12 protein-coding genes and 1 tRNA gene are annotated in these 14,903 nt (G+C 43.3%); 4 read left to right on the top strand and 9 right to left on the bottom strand.

Annotated features, from left to right (window positions below):
• Position 1: 1 nt before the first annotated feature.
• Positions 2-883, bottom strand: a complete 882-nt coding sequence (locus NTX44_05850) for an SRPBCC domain-containing protein (protein ID MCX6121123.1) — start codon at positions 881-883, stop codon at positions 2-4.
• A gap of 545 nt (positions 884-1,428) precedes the next feature.
• On the opposite strand from NTX44_05850, the gene NTX44_05845 reads away from it, so the two are divergent.
• Positions 1,429-2,340, top strand: a complete 912-nt coding sequence (locus NTX44_05845) for a TIGR01777 family oxidoreductase (protein MCX6121122.1) — start codon at positions 1,429-1,431, stop codon at positions 2,338-2,340.
• Here the strand turns inward: NTX44_05845 and NTX44_05840 are convergent.
• From NTX44_05840 to NTX44_05820, 5 genes are all read right to left on the bottom strand, one after another.
• On the bottom strand, positions 2,337-2,936 hold the full coding sequence (locus tag NTX44_05840; GenBank protein ID MCX6121121.1) for a DUF5683 domain-containing protein: 600 nt from the start codon (positions 2,934-2,936) through the stop codon (positions 2,337-2,339). The two genes, NTX44_05845 and NTX44_05840, sit on opposite strands and share 4 nt — an antisense overlap.
• Positions 2,937-2,959: 23 nt before the next feature.
• On the bottom strand, positions 2,960-3,349 hold the full coding sequence (locus tag NTX44_05835) for a Rid family detoxifying hydrolase (GenBank protein MCX6121120.1): 390 nt from the start codon (positions 3,347-3,349) through the stop codon (positions 2,960-2,962).
• A gap of 85 nt (positions 3,350-3,434) precedes the next feature.
• Positions 3,435-4,343: a ParB/RepB/Spo0J family partition protein gene (locus tag NTX44_05830; GenBank protein ID MCX6121119.1), complete on the bottom strand. Its 909-nt coding sequence runs from the start codon at positions 4,341-4,343 to the stop codon at positions 3,435-3,437.
• A 4-nt stretch (positions 4,344-4,347) separates the two neighbouring features.
• Entirely contained in the window at positions 4,348-5,157 is an 810-nt protein-coding gene (locus tag NTX44_05825) for an AAA family ATPase (GenBank protein ID MCX6121118.1), read from the bottom strand.
• A gap of 80 nt (positions 5,158-5,237) precedes the next feature.
• The gene (locus tag NTX44_05820) at positions 5,238-5,696 is read right to left on the bottom strand and encodes a thioesterase family protein (protein ID MCX6121117.1); all 459 of its coding nucleotides are present in this window, start codon (positions 5,694-5,696) and stop codon (positions 5,238-5,240) included.
• Positions 5,697-5,904: 208 nt separating this feature from the next.
• On the opposite strand from NTX44_05820, the gene NTX44_05815 reads away from it, so the two are divergent.
• The 3 genes from NTX44_05815 (at position 5,905) to NTX44_05805 (ending at position 11,856) form a co-directional block, all read left to right on the top strand.
• Positions 5,905-6,105 (top strand): hypothetical protein, encoded by a 201-nt coding sequence (locus NTX44_05815; GenBank protein ID MCX6121116.1) that lies wholly within the window; start codon positions 5,905-5,907, stop codon positions 6,103-6,105.
• 322 nt (positions 6,106-6,427) lie between these two features.
• The gene (locus NTX44_05810; protein ID MCX6121115.1) at positions 6,428-9,220 is read left to right on the top strand and encodes a BamA/TamA family outer membrane protein; all 2,793 of its coding nucleotides are present in this window, start codon (positions 6,428-6,430) and stop codon (positions 9,218-9,220) included.
• Positions 9,221-9,324: 104 nt separating this feature from the next.
• Complete coding sequence (locus tag NTX44_05805) at positions 9,325-11,856, top strand: SpoIIE family protein phosphatase (protein ID MCX6121114.1); 2,532 nt, start codon at positions 9,325-9,327, stop codon at positions 11,854-11,856.
• Between the two features lie 560 nt (positions 11,857-12,416).
• On the opposite strand, the gene NTX44_05800 is transcribed toward NTX44_05805, so the two are convergent.
• The 3 genes from NTX44_05800 to NTX44_05790 all read right to left on the bottom strand — a co-directional run bounded on the left by NTX44_05800 (position 12,417) and on the right by NTX44_05790 (position 14,344).
• Positions 12,417-12,500: transfer RNA gene (locus tag NTX44_05800), tRNA-Leu, on the bottom strand.
• Positions 12,501-12,914: 414 nt separating this feature from the next.
• Positions 12,915-13,145, bottom strand: a complete 231-nt coding sequence (locus NTX44_05795) for a hypothetical protein (GenBank protein ID MCX6121113.1) — start codon at positions 13,143-13,145, stop codon at positions 12,915-12,917.
• A 365-nt stretch (positions 13,146-13,510) separates the two neighbouring features.
• Entirely contained in the window at positions 13,511-14,344 is an 834-nt protein-coding gene (locus NTX44_05790) for an IS1 family transposase (GenBank protein ID MCX6121112.1), read from the bottom strand.
• Positions 14,345-14,903 lie beyond the last annotated feature (559 nt).

Here is a 14,903-nt window from a genome sequence, read left to right as displayed (position 1 = left end):
ATCACTTTCCCAGCTTTGCATCAAAGCTCCAGGGTCCTGCACCAGCGGCTGAGAAATAGAGCCATATGAAGCAGTAAAGCACCGCCGCAACGCCTCCGTTCAAAATTGGCCAGATGCCGCCTGGGAAGTGGAACTGGAAATATGCAACAGCCATCTCACCTGCTAAAATAAATGCGACGGGGCGTGTAAAGAGGCCGAGGAAGAGCAACGTGCCGCCGAAGGTTTCGAGGACCGCTCCCAGTCCCAACTGAGATATGAGCGGAACAGTGCCACCATGCGGTGGCATTCCGGCAGGGAAGGCGAAGAGCTTCACCGTGCCTGCCAATATGAACATAAACGCCGCTACCATTCGAAGTACACTATGTAAACATGGCTGCCACGCCGCCCACCGCGATGCAAGATTCGATGCGATCGGAATATTCTTTGCTTCTTTTATAATGAACTCTTCAAGACGCACCAAACTTTGAGTCCAGCCAGATTCCATCCCTGCAAGATGGGGCGCTGCTTCCGGCGTTATTTCGGAGACGCTTGCATGCATGATAAGTTTTGTTTTACCATCCTGTTTGGCAAATGTAACGCTATTGAACACAACAAACAGAGGATTACCGGTCTTATCCAATGCAGAACTTGTAAAGACGAGCAACTTGGGCTCGACAATCTCGAGATATTTGCCTGTCATGGGATATATGGTTCCATCGGAACTGCGCATATCTATACGAATAGAGCCGCCGGGATGCACTTCTATCTCGCATACCGGATTAGAAAATCCTTTTGGTCCCCACCATTGTGACAGGTAATTGGGATCAGTCCATACTTTCCATACGAGTGCCCGCGGTGCATTGATTGTTCGTGTGAGGGTAAGTTCATTCTCTGTTGCTGTCATTTGTTTTTTCCTTTCATTGCGTCTATTTAATATTCGTTAAACCCCTATAGGAAATGTATCAAATACTTCAACACCTGAAAACCATTTGAAGTTTCAAGAAAAGAATATAAAATCAGGATAGGATAGTTCTAGAAGGAAAAGACGACCTTACTCGATCTGGCGGACACTCGGCACGTGACTCGGAAGCGCGATCTCCTATGGCTGAGTAACTCTATTTTGTGGAACTCATTGATACCAATGTGATATGAAACTTCTCATTTCCTTTTATTTGTCCCGCTCTCATTTCATATGAAGTAATTTGCTGCACATACATCGCTGCCGTTGTGAAAAATGGTTTCTCTGTTTGGAAATTTATACATTATGCACGATGAATGTTTTATAACCATGGATTGAAACTGCACGGCCAAAAACATTACCGCTGGCTCTTGCAAGCACGCTGCTCGGAAGTTTTCTTGCTGCAGCACAGCACCGGTTTCAATTATATTCGGACTTGGACTGATATTCCGATAAACAAATCCATAATACGATCTTCAAAGGAAAAATCAATGCGAGTCGTCATAGCAGGTGGAAGCGGTTTCATAGGAAGAAAATTGATTGACAGACTTCTTCAGATGCACTATGAAGTAACATTGCTCTCGAGGAGGCCGGAAAGTGCCAAAATAAATTCTCCTGCTATGCGCATAGAATTCTGGGATGCGAAAACAAGCGTTGGATTAACAAGTGTTCTTGAAGGAGCCGATGCAGTTATTAATCTTACCGGAGAATCGATTGCTGCAAAACGATGGACACAACTTCAAAAGGGGCGAATCCTTTCCAGCCGCATTGAATCAACACGCGCTATTATCGATGCAATCAGAAAGACTAAACGCAAACCCATGGTATTGCTGAATGCATCCGCAGTCGGTTACTACGGCAATGTGCCTGAAGGCGAAGTGACGGAAGACAGTGCAAGAGGCGCAGGATTTCTTGCTGATGTATGCGATCAGTGGGAGGTGGAAGCTCTGAAGGCAGAAGAGTTTGGAGTGCGTGTTGTTTTACTGCGTACGGGAATCGTGTTAGACAAAAATGCCGGTGCACTGCAAAAACTCCTTTTACCGTTTCGATTGTTTATTGGCGGGCCGCTTGGATCCGGTAGGCAATGGTTTCCGTGGATTCATCTGCGGGATGAAGTTAACGCAATTCTCTTTGCGATGGAGAATGAACATCTTACCGGTCCATTGAATCTTTCTGCGCCAGAGTCTGTACGAATGTTGGAATTTTGCAAAGTGCTTGGGAATATTCTTCACAGACCATCGTGGATGCCTATACCTGCATATACGTTAAAACTTGCTCTAGGCGAGATGGCTGAACCGTTATTGCTTCACGGTCAGCAGGTGATACCTAAAAAATTGATTGATACCGGATTCAAATTCCAATTTCCAAAACTTGAAGATGCTTTAAAAGACCTGCTTGCTTAGCGAAGAGGTATACGAAATTGAATTTTCGCGCCGCTGCCCAGTTCATCTGAAACATCAAAATCGTATAACGTAGCGCCGACGTACGCGTCAATGATATTGAGGAAATAGGTTAAACCAAGGTAAAGAATAAATTCGTCCCGTTGATCGCGATAGAAGTCGCGTGCATCTTTTAGGATCGTCTCATTCTGGTTCAGTTTTCCAGTCCGAGCTATTGCAGTATCCAACCTGATCGACTCCGAAAATTTTCCACGATAATCTTCATATTGCTTATTCGCATTAATTGCAATAGAAGTGAAGTAGGCTCCAAAGCCCCAAATGATTGGAATTGTGTAGTACCGATGAGCATATACTTGTCCGGCTCCTGGCAGCAAGGCGGAGAAGAGCATCGCTAATGACCCTGATTTGGCGTTTACGTCAGAGATGAGTTTTATTTTACCGCCTTGAATACGGAGTGAGTCGTTTGGAGAATATTGTGCTTCTGTTGTATCCGGTTTGATCAAAGCCGAAGTGACTTTGATTTGTGCGTCGACATTAATGTGTGAAACAAACAAAAAGAATATTGCTGCGATCAGCGGTATTACACATGGATTTTTCATTGAGAAATTATTCAAGCCAGCGGTCATTTTTCAATAACGGCGATAGCTTCAATTTCGACAAGAATATCGCGAGGAAGCCGTGCCGCTTCTATTGTACTGCGTGCCGGAGCTGCGGCGCCAAGAAATTCGGCATACACTCCATTCATTGTGGTAAACTCGTTCATATCTTTTAGGAAAACCGTAGTTTTAACTACTGAAGCGAGAGAAGCACCGCTGGCAATAAGAATAGCTTCGATGTTCTTCATGACCTGCCGAGTTTGCTCCTTGATACCGCCTTCCACGATCCTGCCTGTTATAGAATCCATTGGTCCTTGACCGGCAATATAAAGAGTTTTTTCATCCACGAGAATTGCTTGACTGTAAGGGCCAATTGGTAGTGGAGCTTTTTTGGTTAGAATTTTTTTGATAGACATGATTAATCCTGTATTATTTTTGTGTGAAGAAAAAAAAAAAAAGTTTATAATAAAATTATTGATCTATTTGCCCAATTCCTCATTCTTACTTTCCAGTGAATAAATCCATCAACCGGTCAAAATCATCGAGTGAATAATATTCCACTATAATCTCGCCGCGTCCCGATCCTTTGGTTTTTACTTTGACTTTTGTACCAAGCGCCTGACGCAACCGTTCTTCCAGATTTTGAATGCTTGCCGATGCGCTGCTGCCTTCTTTGTGCGGCCCCGACTTTTTCTTAGGTTGTTGAGCGGCGCGGACGATATCTTCGACTTTTCGCACGGATAATCCGCCATCGACGATTTTTTCGTAAAGCCGCAGTTGTATTCGTTCATTCGGAAGCGCGATGAGTGCGCGCGCATGTCCCATAGAAATTTTATCTTTGCGTAATCCATCCTGTATTTTCACCGGCAGTTTCAACAGGCGTATGAAATTCGTAACGGTGCTTCGGTCTTTGCCGACACGTTTCGCAATGTCATCTTGCGACATATGGCATTCATCCATGAGGCGCTGGTACGCATTAGCAATTTCCATCGAATTCAGATATTCGCGCTGAATGTTTTCGATGAGCGCAAGTTCCAGCATCTCTTCGTCAGTTTCGACGGCAATGATGTATGCGGGAATTTGCCGCAGACGTGCCGCTTGAGTTGCGCGGAGACGCCTTTCGCCGGAAACAATTTGATACCCCGCATCGACCCGCCGCACGGTAATCGGCTGAATGACGCCTTTTTCTTGTATCGATCGTGTAAGTTCTGAAAGCGATTCTTGATCGAAATCCGTACGCGGCTGGAATGGATTCGGCTGAATCTTTGCGATATCGATACTGGCAATAATTCCTATCTCGCCTGTGTCGCGTCCTACAGAACCGTCTCGCACATTCACTTCCATCCGAGGATTCTTCGGAATGAGTGCATTGAGTCCGCGTCCGAGAACTGATTTTTTCTGATCACTCATAAGCTTATGGTCCGATGAAAGTCTTTTCATGGTACAGAGGTTCAATGGCGAAGAACTTATTGTTCTTTAATACTTCTTTTGCCAGTTCCATGTAATTCCGTGTGCCAATACAGATTGCATCATAAAGAATAATCGGTTTGCCGAAACTTGGCGCTTCGCTTAATCGGATATTGCGTGAAACAATCGTGCCGAAAACTTTATCGCCGAAGTAACGTTTCACTTCTTCAACAATTTGGTTGGAGAGCCGTAGGCGCGAATCGAACATAGTCAGCAATACACCTTCAATGTCAAGATTGGGATTCAGCGTCTTTTTGACCATGTTGATGGTGTTGAAAAGCTGACCGAGTCCTTCGAGTGCAAAATATTCGCATTGAACGGGAATGAGAACAGAATCTGCTGCCGTCAATGCATTGAGAGTCAATAAGCCAAGTGAAGGCGGACAATCTACAACGATAAAGTCGAAGCGTTCGCGAACCGGTAAAAGTGCATTCGTGAGCAGGCGTTCTCGATTTTGCATCTCTACCATTTCAATTTCAGCACCGACGAGATTGATATGCGATGGAAGAACAGATAAGTAAGGCATTTGCGTCGGTTGAATTGCTGACGCAGCGTCTAATTCTCCCACAAGCACTTCATAAATTGTTTTTCCATCGATGCCGGCTGAGCCGACACCGCTTGTGGCGTTTGCCTGAGGATCATTATCAACCAACAGAACTCGCTTCTCTGCAGCAGCTAATGATGCTGCCAAATTAATAGCGGTCGTTGTTTTACCAACGCCTCCTTTTTGATTAGCTACGACAATTATTTTTGCCACGTTGGCTCAGCTGTCTTTTATGGTGAATGGTTGATTGCAAAAAATATAGTGTTTTTTGCCTGTCCAAGCAAACCACTCTCTTAGGTGGAAATATGGTTAGAAGATACAACGTCTGCGGTTTCGCACTTCCTACGGAAGGTATCCGGCACAGCAGAAATCTTCCGTGTCAGCTTGTTGAAGAATGCAATGCCGGTCTTTCCACGAGCGACTTCTTTATGTGTTGCCATATTGGTCAGGCGGAAAACAACATCGCAATGCGTTGATTGGAAATCTGTCGTTCCAACTTCTACCATCAACACATCTCCGTAAAATCCTTCTGAAGCATAGACGATGATCGCGTCCGTCATCATAATTCCTGTTCCTTCGATATCGAATTCTGAATAACCGAGATTCTTAAGAAATTGGATGCGCGCTTCGTGAACAATGGAAAGCACAGCATCGTTGCCGAGGTGTCCGCCGTAGTTTATGTCGCTGATGCGGATAGGAATTTCAGTCTTGAAATGAAAATTCGCTGGGAGTTGAAGCTTGACTCGTGCCATACGTAACCTGCTGATAAATATACAATATTTATTCTCATTGAATAATACTGAATTGTTTGGAATGAAAAACGGAAATTTATTACATGCAGAAAGAGCGAATGAAAAAGAGAAGGGGTATATGGTACATGGGCCAAAGCCGGTTCATCGTCTGTAACAAGATTGGCATGTTTGCCGTAGAGTATGAAAGAATATCAAACGGAGGTTGCATATGTTCACCTTTATTCTATGGATCATTCTTCTTTTTTTATGCTGGCCGTTGGCGCTGCTGGCGCTCGTGTTATATCCAATCGTTTGGATTCTGACGCTTCCGTTCCGCATCATTGGCCTAACAATGAATGGACTTTTTGCTTTTCTCTCTGCGTTGATTATGCTGCCTGCGAGAATTCTGCGGGGACCGGTGGTAAAGTAAAGAATAAAAGTAACTACTTAGCAAAGAAAATAGAAAATATTCGACCCGCCACCGTAAAACGGTAGCGGGACACCCCTCCTTGTTAAGGAGGGGAAATTTTCTCCCCTTTAAAAGGGGAGATGTCCCGATGAATATCATTCATCGGGATAGAGGGGTTGTATAAAAACACAATAGCTGAATAATTACGAATAAAAAAATACTAGTCTGATCGGTGCGTTTGCAGAACTTTTCCCTCCTTCTTATCACTTTTCACTCGATCTTTCGTTGCAATTCGACGTATTTTTTGTAATCTTTCATACAAAATCAATTGGTACCTATCCCTGTGCATCATCAAATATTTCGTATAGTCCTAATTTTATCTGCAGTCATGCCGTTGTTGGCGCGCGCACAAGGCATTGACACGCTAAAGACTCGCATAACCGTCATCAAACCTGACTTCCATGAAGTAAAGGCCCGATATCCGCACTTGAATCCTTTCCATTCAGTGCAGAGGCCGCGTGTTGCACTCGTGCTCAGCGGCGGCGGCGCACGCGGTATTGCGGCTATTGGTGTACTGCGGGTTTTAGAACATAACAATGTACCTATTGATTTGATTGTCGGCACAAGCATGGGAAGCGTTATAGGCGGTTTGTACGCAATGGGATATTCAACTAAGCAACTTCAACGTTTGGCAGATACGACGAATTGGGATGATCTTCTCAGTTACAGCGACGAGTCGAAACGCCGTGATCTCTTTCTTGATCAAAAAATTGCGCGTGATAAAAGTATTCTTGTGTTGCGTTTTGAAGGCCTGGAGCCGGTTATTCCCGAGGCGTTTTCTTCAGGCCAGCGATTATCAAATTATCTCAACTTCCTTACATTGCAGGGACTCTACCATCCCGATCCTAGTTTTAACGATCTTCGTATTCCATTCCGTGCGGTTACCACAGACCTTGTCACAGGAAAAAGAATCGTGTTAGATAGCGGTGATATGACGGAAGCATTACGTGCAAGCATGGCGATACCATTGCTCTTTAGCAGTATGCCGCGCGATTCGATGCAGCTACTTGACGGCGGCTTAGTAGATAATCTTCCTGTGGATGTCGCCATTGCGGAAAAAGCAGATATTGTAATTGCTGTCGATATGGTAAGTCCATTAAGGCCAAAGAGCAAACTCAACGCGCCTTGGGAAATTGCAGATCAGATTACCACTATTATGATGCAGGAAGCAAATAAGCTTTCGCGGGCAAAAGCAGATATTGTTATTACACCGAATTTGGGTGATCATCAGGCTTCTGATTTTAGCGACATTGATTCATTGATTACTGCCGGAGAATTTTCTGCTGAAGAATTAATTCCCACTTTAAAAAGACTCATTGACGACCGCACGCACCGTTTGTATCACGCGGATAGCACCATACGGTACGAGTCGCCTCGGTTCTCTTGGTCAGGCTCATTTTCGCCAGTATTTCAAGATACTCTTCAGATGTACGAAAAACGCGGTTGGATAACGGAAATAGATCTGCAGCGCTTCGTGAACGGCTTATATGATGAAGGTGACTACGTTTCCGTAAACGGAATAGTAGAACGCCATGCTGATTCTACGATCATTGAAATTCGCAGCACTCATAATCCCATTCTTCGTCATGTAAAAATTTTAGGCAATCAGATTATTCATTCCGATACACTGCTTACGGTATTCCAGCCAATGCTCGGTACGTATCTCAACGCGCATTCTATGGAGCAAGCTGTTGAGCGGCTGCTTGCAATTTACCGCGCTGCTGGCTATTCACTCGCCCGTGTGACCAACATTCAACTCGATTCTTCATCGGCCACAGCAACTGTGATGCTTGATGAAGGCACAATATATCGCATTGATATTTATGGCACAAAAAAGTCACGCGATTGGATTATTTGGCGCGAGCTGCCATTTAAAGAGCAGAGTCTTTTTAATATTTCTCAGGTAAGCAAAGGAATCTCGAATCTCTATGGCACCAGTCTTTTTGAGCAGATACTTGTGACAACGCATCATGAGGACAGTACTGGAAAACTTAACATCATTACAATCAAGGCAAGAGAGCGAAGCACGGAATTGATTCGTTTCGGTTTGCGTGTGGACAATGAACGCAATATCCAGCCGTCAATCGATATTCGAGATGAAAATTTATTTGGAACTGGCGCGGAAACCGGTTTGCTGATAGGCGGTGGTACTCGTAATCAGACGTACCTTGGAGAATTGAAGGCGATCCGACTCTTCAACTCCTACTTGACGTTTGGTTTCAAAGGGTATATTCTTATTCGTGATGTAAACGTCTATGATGATGTGCTATCGAGCGACCCGTATTTGTTCGAACGAGACAAAATCGGAGAATATCGGGAAGTACGGAAAGGCGGCTTAGTAAGTTTTGGGACACAGCTCGAACGGTTAGGAACCGTTACAGTTGAGGGAAGATTGGAACGGCACAATGTGTATAACATCTACAACCAGACGTTTAACATCAACAATCAACCTTTTGTAAATCAAGAGTACAACATTTCATCTATCCGATTTGGAACAAATATAGATACACAAGATAAACTGCCGTACCCTACCGATGGCATCGTTATTAATTTTTCCTATGAATCGGCATTAATAAAGGTGGTAAATGCCGTAGGGTTTACAAAAATGTTTTTCTCATACGAAAAATATCAAACTATCATCAAGAATCATACTCTTCATCCACGGATTATGATCGGTGTAGCGGATGAGACACTGCCTATAAGCGAGGAGTTTTCGCTTGGCGGGCAGGAAAATTTCTTTGGATTTCGTGAAGACAATGCGCGCGGTAAACAGTTGATGGTAGCGAGCCTGGAATACCAGTACAAGCTTCCATTCTCAATATTCTTCGATACATACTTTAAAACGCGTTACGATTTGGGAGCGGTGTGGTCAAAGACGCAAGAAATGCGCTTAGAGGATTTTAAACATGGCATTGGTATTACCCTCGGTTTAGATACACCGATTGGCCCCGCGGATTTTTCTTTGGGCCGAAGTTTTTATCTCCGAACTGATTTGTTGCATCATCCGGTGAGTTTTGGGCCTTTTGTCCTGTACTTCAGTGTAGGATACCCTATTGCCGGTGTTGTGCGGAACTAAACTGTATTGGATGTGTTCTTTGTGTAAGGTCATGAGTAACTTGTGACTCTGTTGAACCGTATCTAAATATAACAGGTATTGATAGACTTTATGTGAGAGCAACGATGACAAATCCATTCTCCAAATTATCACCTCGTTCCATCAGGGTTATCTATACTCTCTTAACCTTGATCGTGTTGGGCCTCTGTCTTCTCAATTTTTCCGTCCAGATGTTTGAGCGAGTTACCGGTAATGACCAATGCCGTTGGATCGATACAGACACTTCAAAACTTCTTATTAGAGAAATTGTCAGCGGCGGTGTGGCCGAACATGCTGGGATCAAGGATGGCGATTTCCTTGTGAAAATTAATGGTGAGAGCTTTAAAACTTCGCAAGAAGCACAACTGAGGATCAATAAGCTTGCCGGGTCGTATGCAATATATTCGATTGAGCGAAATGGCGTTCAGTTCGATACGCGTGTTCTGATTCTCAAATACATTAATCTTGGATATTTTGGCCAGTTTCTCTTTGGCCTGGGATTTTTGCTTGTTGGCTATGTTGTGGTAATCGTCAAACCGTTGGGAAAAATTCAGCGTATGTTTGCCCGGTATAGTATCTATTCTATGCTTTTTTTCGGATTCTCAGTATTTAATATCAATCCTCAAACCGATCCGTACTGGCGAGTTGTGCTATTCGGGTTCATGTCAATTTTTACTTCTATCTTTGCACCTCCACCGCTTGTTCGCTTTTTTCTCTTTTTCCCTGTGAAACGAAAATGGCATTCGAGTCGCGTGTTCACCATTATTTTATACAGTATTAGTTTTCTGTTGGTTGTCGGAATAATTGTAAACGGCATATTAGTACGCGGACCCCAATGGCTGACTCTTACCTTCCTCTTTACCCGCTATGCATTTTTCTTTACTGGGTTTGCTATCTTTGTCCGCAGTTACTTTGCCTTCGTCCCGAAAGAACAGCGTGTGCAGCTTCGTCCGGTGCTCATAGGAGTTGCAATCGGCTTGATCTTATTTACTTACGCATTTGCTGTGCAAACGCTTATTCCGTTCGCAGCATTTCTTAACCCTACGATTCTTCTGCCGATGATGCTCCTGGTTGTCGTGCCGATGTTCTTTGGCTATGCCATATTCCGTCATCGATTGATGGATGTGGATGTTGTTATTCGCCGCAGTTTGATTTACGGAACTGTGACAGCAGCACTCGCAGCTATTTATCTGGTCTCTGTCTATGGAATTGGCACACTTGTAAATTACTTCTTTGGAGTGCAGGATAATCAGCTGCTCGTTGTTGTTTCGCTTGTTGTAGTTGCTTTTGTGTTTGACCCCGTCAAGCAGCGTTTTCAGAATGGGATCGATCGAGTTTTTTTCCATGAACGATATGATTACCAGCAGGCATTGTTGGAATTTACGCAGGAGCTTCCGCGCTTAATGGAGATGGAGCACATCCTTCATTCTATCGTTTCACGTCTCTCTTCAACGATGCACATTGAAAAAATATCTGTGTTTATATGCGGGGAGAAAGAAGGGTGCAATTCGGCTGCACAGAATTTAGATCAAACAGATTGTATGTTTAGCGACGGCGAACATACACTGATGGCGCTCTTGCAGAAGACACGCAAGCCGGCAGATCTCCATTTGCTTGGCGATGAATACGACCTCACAGATTTGAAGAGTGAAGAAAAGGAAAAGCTTCTGCGCTCAGGTATCGTGCTTGCCGTGCCGATGTTTCTTCAGGATAGATTGGTAGGGTTCATTAATGTCGGACCAAAAATGTCCGGCAAAGTCTATTCGCAGGAAGATATCAACCTGCTGGCAACTGTTGCAGGACAAGCCGCTATTGCTATCGAAAACTCGCGATTGCATAAATCGGAAATCGATCAGCAGCGTGTTAAAGAGGAGTTGGATCTCGCGCGGAAAATTCAGCAGGGCTTGTTTCCAAAAACAAATCCAGTTATTTCCGGTCTCGATATTTCCGGTGTATCGGTGCCTGCATTGAGTGTTGGCGGCGACTACTATGACTTCATTCAATTGAGTCCAAATAAAATTCTTGCTGTCGTTGCAGACGTCTCCGGCAAAGGAATGTCCGCCGCGCTCTATATGTCGAAGGTTCAAGGGATGGTCCAGCTTGCGGCGCACATTTACAAAACGCCGAAAGAAATGCTTACAAATATTAACCGGCGTATCTTCGATGGTATGGATCGCAGATCATTTATCACGATGATTCTTGCGCTGTTCGATATGAAGAAGAAAGAAGTGCGCATTTGCCGCGCCGGACATAACAAAGCCCTTTTGGGAGTGAATGGAAAATTTCGATTCCTTGAAGGCGGCGGCATTGGGTTGGGATTAGAGCGCGGCCCGGTATTCGAGGATGCGATTGAAGAAGTACGGATTCCCATCAAGCCGGAGAGCCTCTTTCTCTTCTATACGGATGGCATTACCGAGGCAATGAATGAGAAAAAACAACAGTTAGGTGAAACAGCCATCGTTGATGTGTTGAAGGCAAAGCGGCATCTTTCCGCAGAAAGTATCCAGCATGCGATTCTAACAAGAGTAGGAAAGTTTCGCGGTTCCGCAGAACAACATGACGATGTGACAATGGTTGTGGTGAAAAGTAAAAATGAAAAAAATAACTCTAGAAAATAATTATTCCTATTGCAAATCAATATGCTTGCATCTTGATTGATTTCTGTTGATTTCTTACAAGAATTTTATCGAATGGGATTAAAACACAAGAGGAAAAGAAAAACCTCGCAATGCGAGGTTTTTTTGTGCCCGAAGCGCTGGAAGCCTGATAATGTTGCACGCATCGCGTGCATCTTTATCTTGTGTGTAACGAAGTATCAGGTCAGAAATCTTAATATTACTTGTGCCCGAAGCGCTGGAAGCCTGATAATGTTGCACGCATCGCGTGCATCTCTACCTTCCGTGTAACGAAGTATCAGGACTAAAATTTTAACATTACTTGTGCCCGAAGGGGGATCCCGCTATAAAGCAACGGGATTTCGTTCAGCCGTTTCATAACGGCTTCACTCAACTTGAATATCAAATCCGTTTGAGAGATATAAAAAGGAAAAACCACCCACAAGGAGTGGCTTTTCCTTTTTGTGCCCGAAGCGCTGGAAGCCTAATAATGCTGCACGCATCGCGTGCAGCATTATCTTGTGTGTAACGAAGTATCAGGACTGAAATTTTAACGTTACTTGTGCCCGAAGGGGGACTTGAACCCCCATGACCTTGCGATCACTAGCTCCTGAAGCTAGCGCGTCTGCCAATTTCGCCATCCGGGCAAATTTCTACTTCATTATAAATATACAAACTTCCTAGAGCAGTTTCAATCGTTTTGGTAGTGGGGTCTTTTGCCCACACAAATGATTCTCATTCATCACTTTTCAGGAACTAATTGACATTGATTATGTGATTGTATAAGTTTCATGTGGTCTACTAACTTACCAAATCAAAACTACACATATAAGGGACTATCATGGCGAAATACAAATATTCAAAATACCTCACTCAAGACACTGGCAGCGGCTTCGACTCGATTTACGAACCCGGACAAGCAAACGTACACTCTGGTATTTATTATTGCGAGGGCTGTGGGCACGAAATAACACATGTCAAAGATAAGCCCCTACCACCACAGAATCATCATACGCACACAACCGCACAGGGAAAAATTCGTTGGCGGTTAATAGTATACACTATGAACCAATAGGCGGTAATTGTAAATTCATCGGAATAACATCTGTAGCCGGATAATGCGACCATAAGCAAGGTGCTATTTGGGAAACAAACCTTGAGACAGCAACAAGCTTTTCCGCCGCAATATTCCTTTGCATAAAAGATAATACGGCTTTTGCATCATCATCCATCACAAAATTATACCGTGCATCGTACACGTATGTTTTATTATTTTGATTTTGTTTCTTCACACTGCAAGTTAACGATGTGTGTACATGATTGCAATAGCAAGGTGAGAGCACTTAATGCGCGGTTCAACTACTTCAATAAAAAAGAGGAAACATGAAAAGGATTGTAATTCTGTTGCTGTGTTTATTTATTGTCACGCTTCCGCTTGATGCAGGTAGACGCAAGAGCACAGCGAAAACTTCTACCACAAGCACAACAAGAAAGACCGTTCACGTTAAGGCATATACAAAAAAGAACGGAACGCAAGTCAAGGCTCATACTCGTTCTGCACCACAATCAAGAAAACACAAATAAAATCATCGCACCCTACAACACCCCGTAGGCGCGATTCCCAAAAGCCTCGAAAACTTCTTCGAGGCTTTGTTTTTTATGCGGCTTTTTTCATTTGTGCACTAATCAATAAATCATTCCATGTCCATAATCTATGCGTGATGTTCGCTTGCATTGCTGGTGTTACTCTCAATGAGCTATGGATTCTCATAAAGTTGTAATGATAGAAATGTAATGCAACGGCACATTCCAAGTTCCATAACTTCTTACTGAATGCGTTTGTTAATCTTGTGAATCTTCTCATTTGCATTCTCATTGTTAAATTTTGTCTCTCAATGTAACTGGTAGAAATATTCCTTTTCACAGGTTGACCAATTAACGGGGTTATTATTACCCTCACAATCTGTGCGGGACTATACCGCTTCTCGCCTTTGCTATCTTCTCTATACTCTTTGTGAATCTGCCCATAGTCAATATCTTCGCCAAAGATTTCATCTACAACATTGAAGTACGGCTTAAATGAATCGGTAGAGAGTTGAAATCGTGTGATTATTCTGTACTGCAAATCCCTTATGAATGTGCGCGTTGTGTCCATTGTTCTTTTTCCTACCCTGAAAGCCGGAACAAGTTTCGTTTCCGCGTCCATTGCTACAAATACATATTGATCGCCTAATTCTTTTGAATCGCCTTCTCTAAGTTGCTTTTGTTTTTTCCCTACATACGTCCAGATTTCATCTACCTGCACAAAGTTAGATTTAATATTCACTAATTGAGTATCAAGGATTTCTTTTGCTTGCTCTCCGGCTTCAACAAGCAATTTAGTAATAGCTTTTTTGGTTACACCTGTAAGGCGTTCCGTAGAACGGATTGAATTTCCTTCAACAAGGGAATTAAGGATTAAGGTTTTCTTTTCGAGGGATAATGTGTTCATTGCAGTGCTCCATGTTTATTGTTGATTTTTTCCTGCAATGAACGTATATTGAATCGGGTCATTCGCTTGTTCACGCAGGCGTTTGATTAAGGGCTTATTGAGTGTTAGCGCACTCGGTAAGCCCGCCTTACAGCGGGCTGTGCTACGATATATCACGGGCACAATTAATAAATCCTTCAAAGGGATTTATTAACCTGCCCCAATAAATCTTCATATAGCCTCCTTTCCTGTTTAAGGGTTCTCGCGTTTTGTTTATTAATCCCGCATATCGACTGCAATCGGTAGCGGGTTTTTTATTTCTATCTGAGTAGCATTTTTCAGTATGTTTGCTGTCCATTTTCACTGACCTAATATAACCAAATATGCATAACGTGTCAAGTACTATTTTCTATTTATTGGTATAGCAAAACATATATCGGCATAAACGGCAATTATAACGGCACATATTACGTGTCTTGCTATACAAGGCAATGTAAAATATGTATAGCAATGAATTAAAATAATTACAGAAAGTGCTTGCATATTATAATTGCAAAATGTATATTTAAGCAATGAAAAC

The sequence above is a fragment of the Ignavibacteriales bacterium genome, from assembly GCA_026390575.1.
In the GTDB taxonomy this organism is placed as follows: domain Bacteria; phylum Bacteroidota; class Ignavibacteria; order UBA10030; family UBA10030; genus Fen-1298.
Note: the sequence above shows the minus strand (reverse complement) of the source record. Positions and strands in the feature narration are given on the sequence as shown.

Bases quoted from the DNA above. Each gene is read 5' to 3' on its own strand.
- NTX44_05850 (MCX6121123.1), bottom strand. From the start codon at position 883: ATGACAGCAACAGAGAATGAACTTACCCTCACACGAACAATCAATGCA.
- NTX44_05845 (MCX6121122.1), top strand. From the start codon at position 1,429: ATGCGAGTCGTCATAGCAGGTGGAAGCGGTTTCATAGGAAGAAAATTG.
- NTX44_05840 (MCX6121121.1), bottom strand. From the start codon at position 2,936: ATGAAAAATCCATGTGTAATACCGCTGATCGCAGCAATATTCTTTTTG.
- NTX44_05835 (MCX6121120.1), bottom strand. From the start codon at position 3,349: ATGTCTATCAAAAAAATTCTAACCAAAAAAGCTCCACTACCAATTGGC.
- NTX44_05830 (MCX6121119.1), bottom strand. From the start codon at position 4,343: ATGAGTGATCAGAAAAAATCAGTTCTCGGACGCGGACTCAATGCACTC.
- NTX44_05820 (MCX6121117.1), bottom strand. From the start codon at position 5,696: ATGGCACGAGTCAAGCTTCAACTCCCAGCGAATTTTCATTTCAAGACT.
- NTX44_05815 (MCX6121116.1), top strand. From the start codon at position 5,905: ATGTTCACCTTTATTCTATGGATCATTCTTCTTTTTTTATGCTGGCCG.
- NTX44_05805 (MCX6121114.1), top strand. From the start codon at position 9,325: ATGACAAATCCATTCTCCAAATTATCACCTCGTTCCATCAGGGTTATC.
- NTX44_05790 (MCX6121112.1), bottom strand. From the start codon at position 14,344: ATGAACACATTATCCCTCGAAAAGAAAACCTTAATCCTTAATTCCCTT.